Source organism: Rhodococcus sp. P3_B8, assembly GCF_056402775.1.
The window spans coordinates 42,667-56,541 of sequence record NZ_JBFUGT010000009.1 but is presented as its reverse complement, the minus strand read 5'-3'; the positions used below and the strand labels follow the sequence as shown (position 1 = coordinate 56,541).

The 13,875-nt window shown below is 67.8% G+C and carries 13 protein-coding genes; 5 read left to right on the top strand and 8 right to left on the bottom strand.

The features are described from left to right. Positions 1 to 89 precede the first annotated feature (89 nt). Positions 90 to 1,736 carry a sensor histidine kinase gene (locus tag AC1D1G_RS06325; RefSeq protein ID WP_283353283.1) on the top strand — a complete coding sequence of 549 codons (1,647 nt, stop codon included), beginning with the start codon at positions 90 to 92 and terminating at the stop codon, positions 1,734 to 1,736. A gap of 8 nt (positions 1,737 to 1,744) precedes the next feature. Here the strand turns inward: AC1D1G_RS06325 and AC1D1G_RS06320 are convergent, their stop codons facing one another. Further along, entirely contained in the window at positions 1,745 to 2,380 is a 636-nt protein-coding gene (locus AC1D1G_RS06320) for a response regulator transcription factor (protein WP_283336329.1), read from the bottom strand. A 172-nt stretch (positions 2,381 to 2,552) separates the two neighbouring features. Here AC1D1G_RS06320 and AC1D1G_RS06315 point away from each other — a divergent pair, with 172 nt between their 5' ends. Continuing rightward, on the top strand, positions 2,553 to 3,461 hold the full coding sequence (locus tag AC1D1G_RS06315) for a nitroreductase family protein (RefSeq protein ID WP_283353282.1): 909 nt from the start codon (positions 2,553 to 2,555) through the stop codon (positions 3,459 to 3,461). Here AC1D1G_RS06315 and AC1D1G_RS06310 read toward each other — a convergent pair. The 4 genes from AC1D1G_RS06310 to AC1D1G_RS06295 all read right to left on the bottom strand — a co-directional run bounded on the left by AC1D1G_RS06310 (position 3,458) and on the right by AC1D1G_RS06295 (position 7,540). Further along, positions 3,458 to 4,543, bottom strand: a complete 1,086-nt coding sequence (locus AC1D1G_RS06310) for an alpha/beta hydrolase family protein (RefSeq protein ID WP_477951520.1) — start codon at positions 4,541 to 4,543, stop codon at positions 3,458 to 3,460. The genes AC1D1G_RS06315 and AC1D1G_RS06310 overlap by 4 nt on opposite strands. A gap of 59 nt (positions 4,544 to 4,602) precedes the next feature. Further along, the gene (locus AC1D1G_RS06305; protein ID WP_283336324.1) at positions 4,603 to 5,493 is read right to left on the bottom strand and encodes a universal stress protein; all 891 of its coding nucleotides are present in this window, start codon (positions 5,491 to 5,493) and stop codon (positions 4,603 to 4,605) included. 49 nt (positions 5,494 to 5,542) lie between these two features. Beyond that, positions 5,543 to 6,583 carry an LLM class F420-dependent oxidoreductase gene (locus AC1D1G_RS06300; protein WP_011595049.1) on the bottom strand — a complete coding sequence of 347 codons (1,041 nt, stop codon included), beginning with the start codon at positions 6,581 to 6,583 and terminating at the stop codon, positions 5,543 to 5,545. A 72-nt stretch (positions 6,584 to 6,655) separates the two neighbouring features. Beyond that, complete coding sequence (locus AC1D1G_RS06295) at positions 6,656 to 7,540, bottom strand: universal stress protein (protein WP_271212723.1); 885 nt, start codon at positions 7,538 to 7,540, stop codon at positions 6,656 to 6,658. A gap of 249 nt (positions 7,541 to 7,789) precedes the next feature. Here AC1D1G_RS06295 and AC1D1G_RS06290 point away from each other — a divergent pair, with 249 nt between their 5' ends. Both AC1D1G_RS06290 and AC1D1G_RS06285 read left to right on the top strand, forming a co-directional pair. Then, positions 7,790 to 8,266: an RrF2 family transcriptional regulator gene (locus AC1D1G_RS06290; RefSeq protein ID WP_280780360.1), complete on the top strand. Its 477-nt coding sequence runs from the start codon at positions 7,790 to 7,792 to the stop codon at positions 8,264 to 8,266. A 1-nt stretch (position 8,267) separates the two neighbouring features. Next, positions 8,268 to 9,449: a globin domain-containing protein gene (locus tag AC1D1G_RS06285; protein ID WP_283336320.1), complete on the top strand. Its 1,182-nt coding sequence runs from the start codon at positions 8,268 to 8,270 to the stop codon at positions 9,447 to 9,449. Positions 9,450 to 9,467: 18 nt separating this feature from the next. Here AC1D1G_RS06285 and AC1D1G_RS06280 read toward each other — a convergent pair whose 3' ends face one another. Further along, on the bottom strand, positions 9,468 to 10,976 hold the full coding sequence (locus AC1D1G_RS06280) for a glutamate-cysteine ligase family protein (protein ID WP_005254223.1): 1,509 nt from the start codon (positions 10,974 to 10,976) through the stop codon (positions 9,468 to 9,470). 118 nt (positions 10,977 to 11,094) lie between these two features. On the opposite strand from AC1D1G_RS06280, the gene AC1D1G_RS06275 reads away from it, so the two are divergent. Next, positions 11,095 to 11,355, top strand: a complete 261-nt coding sequence (locus AC1D1G_RS06275; protein WP_005251602.1) for a hypothetical protein — start codon at positions 11,095 to 11,097, stop codon at positions 11,353 to 11,355. 4 nt (positions 11,356 to 11,359) lie between these two features. Here AC1D1G_RS06275 and AC1D1G_RS06270 read toward each other — a convergent pair whose 3' ends face one another. After that, positions 11,360 to 12,148 (bottom strand): M23 family metallopeptidase, encoded by a 789-nt coding sequence (locus AC1D1G_RS06270; protein WP_283336319.1) that lies wholly within the window; start codon positions 12,146 to 12,148, stop codon positions 11,360 to 11,362. A gap of 113 nt (positions 12,149 to 12,261) precedes the next feature. Beyond that, positions 12,262 to 13,740 carry a D-serine/D-alanine/glycine transporter gene (gene cycA / locus AC1D1G_RS06265; protein WP_477951519.1) on the bottom strand — a complete coding sequence of 493 codons (1,479 nt, stop codon included), beginning with the start codon at positions 13,738 to 13,740 and terminating at the stop codon, positions 12,262 to 12,264. Between the last annotated feature and the right edge of the window lie 135 nt (positions 13,741 to 13,875).

Below are 13,875 nucleotides of genomic sequence, written 5' to 3'. Positions count from 1 at the left end.
TAAGCATTAGTTCGAATGAGTAAACACTCGAGCCCTTATCGACGCCGCGGTTCGCGGCGTTACGCCGCCCCCGGACCTATGCTGCAGACATGGGAGCGGACGGCGGGCACGAGGCGAGGATCAGTGAGTTTCGGGAGGGGCTCGCCGACGTGGTCCCCACGCGCCGAAGTCTGCAGCGACTGTTCGAGGCGGTCCTCGTGGTCGGTTCGGGACTCGAGCTGGATTCCACCCTGCAACGCATCGTCACTTCGGCCACGTCCCTGCTCGACGCCCGGTACGGCGCGCTCGGTGTCCACGCCCCCGACGGGGGGCTGTCGGAGTTCGTCTACGAGGGCATCACGCCGGAAGAGCGTGCGCACATGGGCCATCTGCCCGAAGGCCTCGGTCTGCTGGGACTGCTGATCCACGACCCCCGCCCGGTGCGCCTCGCCAACCTGGCCGATCACCCCGGGTCGATCGGCTTCCCGCCCGATCATCCACCGATGAAGAGCTTTCTGGGCATGCCGATCATGATGCGGGGCAAGGTTTTCGGGAGCATCTACCTCACCGAGAAACTCAGCGGACCCGAGTTCACCGACGAGGACGAGGTGATCCTGCGCGCGCTCGCGACCTCGGCAGGTGTGGCGGTGGAGAATTCGCGGCTGTTCGAGGAATCGCGGACGCGGGAGCGGTGGTTGACGGCCGTCGCGGCGATCACGTCCCGGCTGATGGTCGGCGGATCACTCGACGAAACACTCCACACACTCGCCGCCGAGGTACGCGAACTGTCCAGCGGCGACGAGGTCTTCATCGTCGTCACGCTCGGCGAGGGCGCGGTGGTCGGCGCGGACAGCACGGTGCGGCCGCTGCGCAACAGCTTCCGAATCGCCACCCAGGCCGAGCCGTTCGCCGAAGTGCTGCGCTCCCGCACTCCCGCACTGCTGACGGGTCTCGACGGTCTCGCACCGTTCTCCGCCGAGGCGGGCCGGGCCGCGGTGCTGCCGTTGTCGACGGCGTCGGGGGTCGGCGGGATCCTGGTGGTCACGGCGCGCGGCAACACCGCGTGGGATCCGGACGAGGTCGCCCGACTCGAATCGGTGGCCGACCTGGCTGCCGTCGCGGTGGAATTCTCCGATCAGCAGAGCAAGCAACGCCTGCTGTCGGTGCTCGCCGACCGCGACCGGATAGCGCGTGACCTGCACGACAACGTCATTCAGCGATTGTTCGCCACCGGCATGAGCCTGCAGAGCACGCACGCGGTCGGGGACGTCCCAGAGGGCGTGCGCTCCATCGTGGCCACCGCGGTCGAGCAACTCGATCGCACGGTGCGCGAGATCCGCACCACCATCTTCGATCTGCAGGCCACCGGGATTGCGTCCGCGACCAGTCTGCGCCGTCGTCTCCTCGACGTGATCGGCGACCTCACCTCCCAGTCACCGATCGCGCCGAACGTCCAGTTCTCGGGCGCCATCGACACTCTCGTGCCCAGCCGCATCCACCAGCACGCGGAGGCGGTGCTGCGGGAAGCCCTGAGCAATGCGCTGCGGCACGCGCGGGCCACCACCATCGACATCTCGGTGGCCGCCGGGGACGACCTCACCGTCACGGTCGCGGACGACGGCATCGGGATCGCCGACGGCGCCCGGCGCAGCGGACTGGACAACCTCGATCGGCGTGCCGAGCACTGCGGCGGCACCTGCACCGTCGACGCCGAGGGCGGCGGAACCGTCGTCACGTGGCGGGTTCCGTTGACGTGAGGAAGAAGTCAGCGCTGGTTGCGTAGTTCGGTGGCCAGCACGGCGGCCTGCGTGCGTCGTTGCATCCCGAGTTTCGACAACAGCCGTGACACATAGTTCTTGATCGTCTTCTCGGCGAGGAAGAGCCGCTCGGCGATCTCCCGGTTGGTGAGCCCCTCGCCGATCAATTCGAACACGGCGCGTTCCTGCTCGGACAGTTCCGCCAGGGGGTCTTCCCGGCGCGCGGACCTGATCCGGTTCATCAGCGCCGACGTCGCCCTGCTGTCGAGCAGCGAACCGCCCTCCCCCACCGTCCGCACGGCGGCGACCAGGTCGGTGCCGAGGATCTGTTTGAGGACGAATCCGGACGCGCCTGCCATGATGGCGTCGAACAGCGCCTCGTCGTCGGAGTACGACGTGAGCATCAGGCACCGCAGTTCGGGCAGGGACGTGCGGAGGTCCCGGCACAGTTCGACGCCGTTGCCGTCGGGCAACCGGACGTCGAGCACGGCGACGTCGGCGCCGCTGCCCGGGATCCGTGCCATCGCCTCGCCGACGGACGCAGCCTCCCCGACGACCTCGAGGTCGGGCACGCTGCCGAGTAGATCGACCAGGCCTCGTCGCACGATCTCGTGGTCGTCGACCAGGAACACCCGCGTGGTCATGTCTGCACCTCCACCGTCTTCTCCTCGAACCGTACCGCGCCGGCGACCGGTGCCCACCCCTCCGGGACCTCTCCCTCGCGCATTCGGGACCTTCGACCCCAGCGCCGGCGCCGCGGTGCGCGGGAGGCTGAGCCTGCGGGGGAACACCCGGACACGACAAGTGGAGGTCGCGATGAACAGCTGGTCGCTCAGTGACATCGAGGTGGTCTCCCGCGCCATCGTCTCGGCCCCGTCGGTCCACGACACCCAGCCGTGGGATCTTCGGCTCGACGGCGGGTGCGCGGAGGTCACGGAGCGTCGCGGTTTCACGGACACACCACGCGCCGACCGCGTGATCTCGTGCGGTGCGGGTGTCGCGAACGTGGAGCTCGCGCTGCGGGCGCTCGGCAAGAAGATCGAGACCGACCTGCTGCCCGATCCGCGCAGACGCGACCTCGTCGCCACCGTTCGGGCCGTGGGCACAGCTACCCCGTCCAGCACCGAGCTGAGGCTGTTCTCCGCGATGGCCCGCCGCCGGAGTCATCGAGAAGCGTTCGCCGACATACCGGTTCCCGCAGAAACCATCGCCGACATCGTCGCCGCGGCGGAGATAGAGGGCGTCCGCGCTCGGCTGCTCGCCGCGGACGAGGCGCCCGCGCTCGCCGACGTCCTTCTCTATTCCGCCGACCGGGTTCGGCAGGATCCCGGCCACCAGCGCGACCTCTTCCCGTGGACGTCGCACTGGCTGCCGCAGGGCGGTCACGAGTCGGTCGACGCGATCCGCCCCGTCGTCACCCGCGGCGTCCCCGACTCGGCACGGCTCGCCGCGGCCATCGAGAGCGAGACCGTCCTCGTGTTCGTATCGGACACGCAGGAGTCGATCGACCTGGTCCGCACCGGAATCGCGGTCGAACGAGCGTGGCTGACCGCCGTCGACGCCCGGCTGGGTGCCTCCATCCTCTCCCACCCGCTTCGCGTCGACGACTCGGCGCACCGGCTGGCACGCCGACTCGACATGCCGGGCCATCCCCAACTGATTCTGCGAATCGGCTACTGGGGCATGCGCAACTTCCGCCGCGGCGAACGCGCCGCGGCCCTCTAACGCACCTCGAAGACCAGCGGGTACCGCGACGCGGCGTCGTCGAGTTCGGGTGCCGGAGCCTCCTTCAGGAAGCGGTCGAACATTCCCGCCACGAGGTCGTTGGTCGTGTCGACCACCTCCTGGCGGGGAGCCGTGCCGAGGCTGAAGCCGGCGGGCACGTCCATTCCGGGAGGATCGGGGATCGCCTGCGGGACGTAGTGCTCGGCGTCGGTGAAGCTGAAGTGCCCGGTGTCCCGGAGTGCGTAGACCTTGCTCCAGGACCGGGGGGTCGCAAAATACTGTCCCCAGAACCTGTCCCGGCCTTCGGGGCTCTCGGCGTGACGCGAGTTGAGCACGCTGAGCAGTGGGGTGCCGGGATCCTGGGAAACGATCGGGCTCGCCGTGTTCGCGTACAGGAGCGCTCCGTCGACATTGACCCCGGCGTCCACCCGCGGATCGTCGAGGAGGACCTGGGTGGTCGTGGCTCCGCCGATCGAGTGACCGAACATCCCGATCCGTTCGGGATCGACGGCCTCGGAGAGGCCGTCCGGCAGCAGCCGGCCGATCCCGTCGGGGTCGTCACCGCGGGAGAGGGATTCGACGGTGTCGACGACGAAACTCGCGTCCTCCACCCGGGTGTCGAGCGCCTTCTTCTGGGTTTCCGCGGAGTACGGGTCGGTGATCTGCGACGTGACGACGCGGCCGTCCGGGAACACCGTCGCGAGGGCCTCACCCGTGTGGTCCATGCCGATCACCACGTAGCCGCGGCTCGCGAGATCCTCGGCGGCGATCGTGTACAGCGTCCGCGGCACATAGAAGCCCGGCGAGAAGAGGATCACGGGAAGCGAGCGGGTTCCGCCCGCGGCGAATCCGGCAGGATAGGTGACCGTCACCGGAATGGATCGCGCACGGCCCGGCGACCACGGATCGTCGCGATCGTGATCCACCAGTTCGAGTGTGCTGACACCGACGTTCGAATCGCTCGCAGGCAGGCGCAGCAGCGTGCCCGTGCCGGCACTCGCCGTCGCCGGCTGGACCGAGGCCACTGCGCCGACAACCACTGCGCCGGCGACCAGTCCCCGGAGCATGAGGGTTGCCTTCACTCGAACCTCCTCTGCGAAGTCGCGCGAAGGCTACCGCACAGTCGTCGTGATCGGGGGCGCTAGCTTTCCGGCCGGACGATCATCACCGGGCAATCCGCGGTGTGGAGCAACGCATTGCTGGTGGAGCCCAGCAGCATTCCCTTGAAGCCACCCCGGCCGCGGCTGCCGACCACGATCAGCTGCGCCTTCTCGGCGAACTCGCTGAGCACCCGCACCGGACGGTCCCGCGCCACGATGCGTTCGACCGTCACGTCGGGATACCGCTCCTGGTATCCGGCGAGGCGCTCCGACAGCACCACCTCTTCACCCGTCTGGATGCTGCTCCACAGCGCGTCCTCCGGGCTGGCGCCGAGCGACGGCTGCACACTGACATCGCTCCACACATTGACCGCGACCAGGCTCGCTCCGCGGGCGGCGGCCTGCTCGAACGCCACTTCCACCGCCGCCTTGCTGCTTTCCGAGCCGTCGACGCCGACCACGATCGGCCCCTCCGTGGGCGGCTGCCCGTCCATGGTGCGCCCCCGCACGACCACCAGCGGGCAATGGCCGTGCGCGGCGACCGCGGAGGTGGTGGAGCCGACCAGCAGACCGGTGAACTCACCGTGCCCCCGCGAACCGAGCACCACCATGTGCGCGTTCGCGGAGAGCTCGATGAGTGTCTGACTCACCTTGCCCTCGTGCTGTTCGGTGGTGATGTCGAGCGGCTCGTCCACCGTCTGCTTGGCATGCACCCGCGCACTGCCCAGCCGGGCCTTCGCCGTGTCCTCGAGTTCTTCCTTGAAACTCTCGGCCAGGTACGGCTCGGTGTAATAGAAGGCAGGAATGTGCACCACTGTCACGATGTGCAGCGGGAGCGACAGGGCGGCGGCGGCGCGAGCGGCCCACGCCACTGCGGCCGAGGCCGCCTCGGATCCGTCCACACCCACGACGATCGGCTTGATTCCAGTCATGGTCACCTTTCCTGATTCTTCCGGCTGGGCACTGCTGGGGTTTGCGGGGCTACCCGCAGATCTTGCGGAGCTTCTCGACCAGCGCGACTCGTCCCGCACGATCCGCGGCGAGCGGGGTGACGGTGAGCGTGGTGACCCCGGACTCGGCGAAGGCGGCCACCCGCTCCGCGACGTAGCTCTCCGGACCGATCAGCGACACGGCCCGCACCAGATCGTCCGGCACCGCGGCGGCGGCCTCGTCCTTCTTGCCCGACAGGTAGAGGTCCTGGATGGTCTCGGCTTCCTTCTCGTAGCCGTACCGGACCGCGAGGTCGTTGTAGAAATTCTTGCCCTTCGCGCCCATGCCGCCGATGTACAGCGCCAGGCCCGGGCGGACCCAGTCGAGCATGTGCTCGACGTCGTCGCCGATGGCGAGGGCGGGCGACGCGAAGACCTGCAGCTCACCGAGGCTGGGGTCGCGCTTCGCCTTGCCCTTGGCCAGGGGCTCGCCCCACACGCTCGCCGCCTTCTCCGGGTGGTAGAAGATGGGTTCCCAGCCTTCGGCGATCTCGGCGGTCAGCTCCACGTTCTTCGGTCCGAGCGAGGCGATGACGATCGGGATGCGATCACGCACAGGGTGGTTGATGATCTTCAGCGGCTTGCCCAGCCCGGTGCCCTTCTCGGCGGGCAGCGGAATCTGGTAGTACTTGCCCTGGAACTCGACCTTCTCGCGGCGCCACACCTTGCGGCAGATCTCGACGACCTCGCGGGTGCGCCCGAGCGGGGCGTCGTACTTGACGCCGTGAAAGCCCTCGATCACCTGCGGGCCGGAGGCGCCGAGGCCCATCACGAAGCGTCCGTCCGACACGAAGTCGAGGCCGGCCGCCGTCATGGCGGTCAGGCTGGGCGTGCGGGTGTAGATCTGGAAGATGCCCGACGCGAGTTCGAGTGTCGTGGTCTTGGCGGCGAGATAGCCGATCTGGCTCACCGCGTCGAACGAGTAGGCCTCGGGCACGAACGCGATGTCGAGCCCGGCTTTCTCCAGGTCGGCGACCTCGTCGACCGTCTCGGCGAAACCGCCGCTGTAGTTCAAGCCCATACCTATGCGCACGTCGTTCCCCAATCCTGGCGTTATCTGCAACCTGTTCCTGCGTCAACCCAGACACTACTGCGAACAATCGCGTCAGGGACGTGCAGGCCTCACGACGACTACCGGGCAATGCGCACCACCGACCAGGCTGTTACTGGTCGATCCGAGCAGCATCCCCTTGAATCCTCCGCGCCCCCGGCTGCCGACCACCAGCAGTTGCGCCTTCCTCGACCACTCGAGCAGTCGCGCCCGCGGATTGTCGATGTACACCTCCCGGGTGACCCGCACGTCGGGGTACTTCTCCTGCCAGCCGGCGAGGCTCTCGGCGAGAACGGCGTGTTCGTCCTCCTCGAGTCCCTGCGGCACCAGGGCCGCGGCCCGCGGGTCCTCGAACGCTTTCGGTCCGAGGTCACTCCAGACGTGGACGGCCACCAACGGCGCATTCCGCAGCGACGCCTCCTGGAAAGCCACCGAGATCGCCCGCTCACTGGTGGGGCTGCCGTCGACGCCGACCACGACGGGCCCTCCGGCGTGGGCGTCGCCGCGGACCACGACGACCGGGCAGTGCGCGTGGCTGGTGACGTTGATCGCCGTGTTCCCGAGCAGTGCGGTGGCGGCCGCTCCGGACCCGGACGCGCCGACGACCACGATCCGGGCGTTCTCGGACAGGTCGACGAGCCACTGGGCACTGCTGCCGATCGACAGTTCGGTGTGGACGTCGATGATGGGATTGACCGCGAACGCCTGCTCCTGCGCTTCGGCGAGAATCGCCTTGCCGCTGGCCTCCACCCACTCGTACACGCCGCCCGAATCCATGTAGGGACCGCCGAACCCGTACGGGGCGAAGTCGAGTGCGTGGATGATCTTCAGGTTCAGTCCACGTTCGGTGGCCAGTTCGGCGGCCACCCGAACAGCGGACTTCGAGGTGTCCGATCCGTCGACACCGACGACGACGCTGTTGCGGTCCCGTGTGCTCATGACTTCACACTATCCCCGGCCTCCGTTTCGCGTCTGCCGCCCTTCGCCTTTCGACGAGGGACTTAAGTCCCCACCAACTCGGGCTCTCCGCCCGTAGCCGCGGGCCCCGACTTCGACGATGATGAGAAGGTGGGGTCCTGTGCCCTATTCGAATTTTGCTGGGCCACTGCACTTTCCGAGCAGATTCCGCTGGAGCGACGTCGGTCACAAATTTGGTATTCGGAATGCGAATTAAAGTACGTTCGGGTCATGCAACTCACACAGTTCACCGACCTCGGACTGCGGGTGGTCATGCGACTGGCCGTCGCCGGGGAGGGCGAACGACCGGGAAGCCGGGCGATCGCCGAGGAACTGTCGGTGTCGTACACCCACGCCGCCAAGGTCATTACCCGGCTGGGTGAACTCGGCATCGTGGACGCACGCCGGGGACGCGCGGGCGGTCTGGCCATCACCGAACTCGGGCGCACCGCCTCCGTCGGCTGGCTCGCCCGCCGACTCGAAGGCGATGCGGAGGTCGTCGACTGCGACGGCGCCCAACCGTGCCCGCTGCGATCGGGCTGCCTGCTGCGGTCGGCGCTGCGACGCGCGCAGAACGCGTTCTTCGAGTCGCTGGACGCCCTCACCATCGAAGACCTCACCCGGTCCCCCACCGGAACCGTGCTGCTCACCCTCCCACGCGTAGCCGCCGCCACAACTTCCCAGATTTCTCGAACGATCGGAGAATGACATGCTCTCGCCCACCTCGACGGACGTCATCCGCGCCACCCTGCCCGTGGTCGGCGCCGCGATCTCGGACATTACGACGCTGTTCTACCGCAAGCTGTTCGACGCGCACCCCGAACTCGAACGTGACCTGTTCAACCGCGGAAATCAGAAGCAGGGCGAACAGCAGAAAGCGCTGGCCGGGGCCATCGCCGCGTTCGCGGCCCTCCAACTCGAGCCCGATCAGGCGCGCGTCGACCTCATCCTGTCGAGGATCGCGAACAAGCACGCCTCACTGGGGATCGAGCCCGCGCAGTACGCGATCGTGCACACCCACCTGTTCGCGGCCATCGTCGAGGTCCTCGGTGACGCCGTCACTCCCGAGGTCGCTGCGGCCTGGGACGAGGTGTACTGGCTGATGGCGGAGACGCTGATCGCGATGGAGGCCGGCCTCTACGCCTCGGCGGGAGTGACGGTCGGCGACGTGTGGCGGGACGTGCGGGTCCGCGAGCGCCGCCACGAGTCCGCCGACACGGTGTCGTTCGTGCTGACGTCCCTCGACGGCTCGCCGCTTCCGTCGTTCGCTCCGGGGCAGTACCTGTCCGTGGCGGTGCACCTGCCGGACGGCGCGCGCCAGATCCGCCAGTACAGCCTGTCGTCGGCCCCGTCGCGCGGTGACTGGAGGATCTCGGTGAAGCGAGCGGGCGAGGTGTCGAACTTCCTGTACCAGAACGTCTTCGAAGACGACATCGTGACGGTGTCGACGCCGTTCGGCGATCTCGTCCTGCAGGACGACGACGCGCCGCTGCTGCTCGTGTCCGCGGGCATCGGGTGCACGCCGATGATCGGGATGCTCAGCCACCTCGCCGACACCGAGGACAGCCGACCGATCTCGGTGCTCCACGCCGACCGGTCCGCCAGCAGTCACGCGCACCGCGCGGAACTGACCGAACTGGTGGAACGTCTGCCGTTCGCGGTGATGCACCGCTGGTACGAAGACCTGGGCGCCCGCCGGCCCGAGGGCAGCCTGCGGGAGGGCCGCGCGGACCTCGGCGAGGTCGCGATCGCGCCCGGCACTCGCGCCTACCTGTGCGGTCCGTTGCCGTTCATGCTCGGAATGCGGGAGGCGCTCCTCGCGAAGGACGTGCCCGCCGAGAACATCCACTACGAGGTGTTCGGCCCCGACAGTTGGTCGGCCACCGTGTGAGAGCCACGGCGGCTTCGTTCACACCGGCCAGGTGTGGACGGGGCTGCCCTCACGCATGTTCTCCACGTACTGACGCAACATGGCGGCCAGGGCTTCCGGGCGGCTCAGACCGGCGTTCTCGTGCCGGACCACCTGCGCACGCTGCCACGACGCCCCCGTCTGCCGGGTGACGCACCGGCCCTCGATGACGCTGAGGTAGCGATCGCGGGCCTTCGCGGACAGCCCGAACGCGGCGAGCCCCTCGTCGGCGATCGGCAGCAGCCGCCGCAGGACGAGCTCGTCGGCGCCCGCGAACCCCACACCGGGCCAGTACAACTCGGCGTCCATACCGTACTTCGCGCCCGCGTGCAGGTTCTCCTCGGCCGCGTTGAACGACATCTGCGACCAGACGGGCCGGTCCGATTCGACGAGCCCGCGCAGCGCGCCGTAGTAGAACGCGGCGTTCGCCATCGTGTCGAGCACCGTCGGGCCCGCGGGCAGCACCCGGTTCTCGATCCGCAGGTGCGGCTTGCCGTCGTCGCTGTCGTACACCGGGCGGTTCCATCGGTAGATGGTGCCGTTGTGCATCTGCAGTTCGCTGAGGTCCGGTACCCGGCCCGCGTCGAGTTCGGCCGACGGGTCGACGTCGGAGACCTCCGGCAGCAGCGCCGGGAAGTATCGGGAGTTCTCCTCGAACAGGTCGAAGACCGACGTGATCCATCGTTCGCCGAACCACACACGCGGCCGCACGCCCTGGTTCTTCAGCTCCAGCGGCCGCGTGTCGGTGGCCTGCTCGAAGATCGGGATGCGCGATTCGTGCCACAGCGCCTTGCCTGCCATGAACGGTGCATTCGCGGCGAGGGCCACCTGGGCACCGGCCAGGCACTGCGCGGCGTTCCAGTGCGCGGCGAATTCGTCCGGCGCGACGCGCAGGTGCAGCTGCAGCGACGTGCACGCGGCTTCCGGGAGCACCGAATTGGCGTCCACCTTCAGCTGTTCGGCGAGCCGGCCCTCGAGCGGCACACCCTCGAGGTCGAGTTCGATGTCCTCCCCGCGCGCGGCGAAGATCTGATCGTTGAGCTGCTCGTAGCGGGGATTCGCGGTGATCCACTCGCGGCCGAGGTGCTCGAGTTGCAATGTCGGGAGCATTCCCACCATCACCAGCTGGGCGTCGTGCCCGTGGATCCGCGCGTCGGCGACGTGCAGCGATGCCCGCAGGGTGCGTTCGAGCTCGAACGTCCCCTCACCGATCAGGGGACCCGGCCGGACGTTCATCTCGACGTTGAACTGACCGAGTTCGGTCTGGAACACGGCGTCGTCGTCGATCGACTCGAGGACTGCGAGATTGGACATCGCCGGCGTCATGTCGGCATGGACGAGATTGAACTCGATCTCCATGCCCAGCATGGGCCTCGGCGGGTCGACCTCGTCGACGAACGCTCCCTCCCGCAGCATCCTCTCGAGCGCGTCGACGCACATGAGCACCTTCTGCCGGAACAGGCGCCGGTCTTCTCGGGTGAATGTCCGAGACGTCACTTCGCGACCCATACCACTCCCCAACTGCGCGTCGAACTGCGCTCACGGGGGAGCATATCCGTTCATCCCGCGCGAAGGCGGGATGGCGGGCTAACCTCGAACCAGACGCTGGTGAGCGGAAGGACTTGAGATGACGCCTGATACCGACTCCAAGAAGAAACCAGAGTTCTCCGTGGGCACGCGCGTGAAAACGCGGCATTCGGCCGATCACGAACTGGCCGAGAAGAAGTGGCCCCTGGAGGCCGGCGTCATCGTCGACGATTTCGCCGGCGTCCAGGACATCAGCAACGATTCGTACGGCCGCGACTGGGCCGTCTCACGCCGCTGGGCGATCGCCCTCGACAGCGGACCACTCGTGTTCCGCAACGACGACGACCTCGAGCCGGAATAGGCCCTTACGCGTTGGCGCCTGCGTCGCCCCAGGTGACGGCCACGCCGCGGTCCTGCAGCCAGCGCCCCGGATCGACCTTGTTACCGCTCGCGTCGTGTACCTCGAAGTGCAGGTGCGGTCCGGTGGACTGACCGCGGTTACCGACGTGGGCGATCTCCTGCCCGGCGGTGACGCGCTGCCCCACACTCACGGTGTAGTCGTTGACGTGTCCGTAGACGGTGACGGTGCCGTCGTCGTGCAGCAGACGCACCCACAGTCCGAAACCGGACGCCGCGCCGGCGTCGATGACCTGACCGTCGGCCGCCGCGAGCACCGAGGTGCCGATGGGCGCCGCGATGTCGATGCCGCCGTGGTGTGCTCCCCAGCGGGAACCGAAGTTGGAGGTCAGCTTGCCCGACACCGGCTGAACCGCGTGCGGCTTGACCGGGTTGACGGACGACAGCCACTGCTGCGCCTGAGCGCCGAGGTCCGGGCCGCCGAGGTTCTGGGCGGCGGCACCGAGGTCTGCGGGCAGTTCGAAGCCGGCGGGAAGGACACCGGCCGGGATCTCGAACGGCACACCCGGCAGCGTCTGCGCGCCGCTCGTCTCGTGGGAGTCGACGGGGGCGGCAGCAGCGTTTCCGGCGCCCAGCTGGGCTGCGCCGACCACGATGGCTCCGGTGGCGGCCGCAACAGTCGCGGCCTTGATGCCCACACCCGCTCCGGTCTGCTGGTTGCGATGGCGTCCGCGCGCCGCGTCCGGATCGATCTCGAAGCGAACGGAAGACCCGTTTGCCCGGTGGTGGGAACCCACAGTAAATACCTCGTCAGTCGTCGGATTGCAGCTCTCCCCGTCCGGGGTGGGCTCCTCTGTCTGGCGACGAATGTAACAAAACGATATAGGTCCGCGCCACCGTTACCGAACGTTTATGTTCGGCGGTCCTCGAGTTCTGCCTTGAATGCGGCGTAGCGGGCGCGGTGCGGGGCGCGCCGGCGGATCACCGCCCACGCGATCCCGAGCACGACGAACCATACCGGGGTGACGAGGAGCGCCTCCAGGGTGTCCGCCTCCTGGGTCAACGCCCAGATGAGGAACACGAAGAACGCCAGGACGACCCAGCACATCACCACACCGCCGGGCATCTTGAACTTCGACGCCTCGTGCAGTTCGGGCCGCCGCTTCCGGTACACGATGTAGCTGGCCAGGATCATCGTCCACACGAACATGAACAGCACCGATGAGATTGTCGTCACAGTCGTGAACGCCTCGATGACGGAGTCGCCGGAGAACAGCAGCGCGATCGCCGACAGCAGGAAGGCGCACGAGAACATCAGCGCATTGGCCGGGACCTTGCGGGAGGAGAGCCTGCCGAGCCGGCCCGGCGCGTCACCCTCCTGCGCGAGGCCGTAGACCATCCGGGACGTCGAATAGATTCCCGAGTTCGCCGAGGACGCCGCGGACGTCAGCACCACGAACTGGATGACTCCGGCCGCGATCCCCAGACCGGCGAGGGTGAACATCGCCGTGAACGGGCTCTCGCCGGGGACGACCTCACGCCATGGCGTGACCGAGATGATCACGATCAGCGAGACCACGTAGAACAGCAGGATGCGGATGGGGATGGAGTTGATGGCCTTCGGCAGGTTCTTCTCCGGGTTCTTCGCCTCGGCCGCGGTGGTGCCGACGAGCTCGATACCGACGAACGCAAAGACCGCGATCTGGAATCCGGCCACGAAGCCCATCGCCCCGGTCGGGAACATGCCGCCGTCGTTCCACAGGTTGTCGAAGCCGGCCTCCGAACCGTTGGGCGACGTGAAGTGCGTGAACACCATCACGAGTCCGACGACGATGAGGCTGACGATGGCGATGATCTTGATCAGCGCGAACCAGAACTCGGTCTCACCGAACGCCCGCACGGTCGGCAGGTTCAGCAGCAGCAGCGCCGCGATGGCGACCAGCGCCGGGATCCACAACTGGAGGTCGGGCCACCAGTACTGCACGTAACCGGAGATCGCGACGATGTCGGCGATGCCGGTGACGATCCAGCAGAACCAGTACGTCCACCCGGTGAAGAACCCGGCCCAGGGGCCGAGCAGGTCGGCGGTGAAGTCGGAGAACGACTTGTAATGCAGGTTGGAGAGCAGCAGCTCGCCCATCGCCCGCATCACGAAGAACAGCATGAAGCCGATGATCATGTAGACGAAGATCACCGACGGTCCGGCCAGCGAGATCGTCTTCCCGGATCCCATGAAGAGACCCGTGCCGATTGCTCCGCCGATCGCGATCAGCTGGATGTGCCGGTTGGCGAGCTGCCTGGAGAGATGCGGCTCACCGGCCGGTCCCGTCCCTGAGCCATCACCCGGTTCCGATCCGATCGAGCCCGTCGAGGAAGTGCGGTCAGCCATGGAACACCTGCAACCCTTCTCAGTCCTTGCTGTCACCGTCCGAAAGCGTGGGTCACGTTACGCCGGGACCGTTCGCGCACCACGGTCGAGGACGGCATTCCGCATCGAGGGACTTGACAGAGGCCGAGTAGCTAA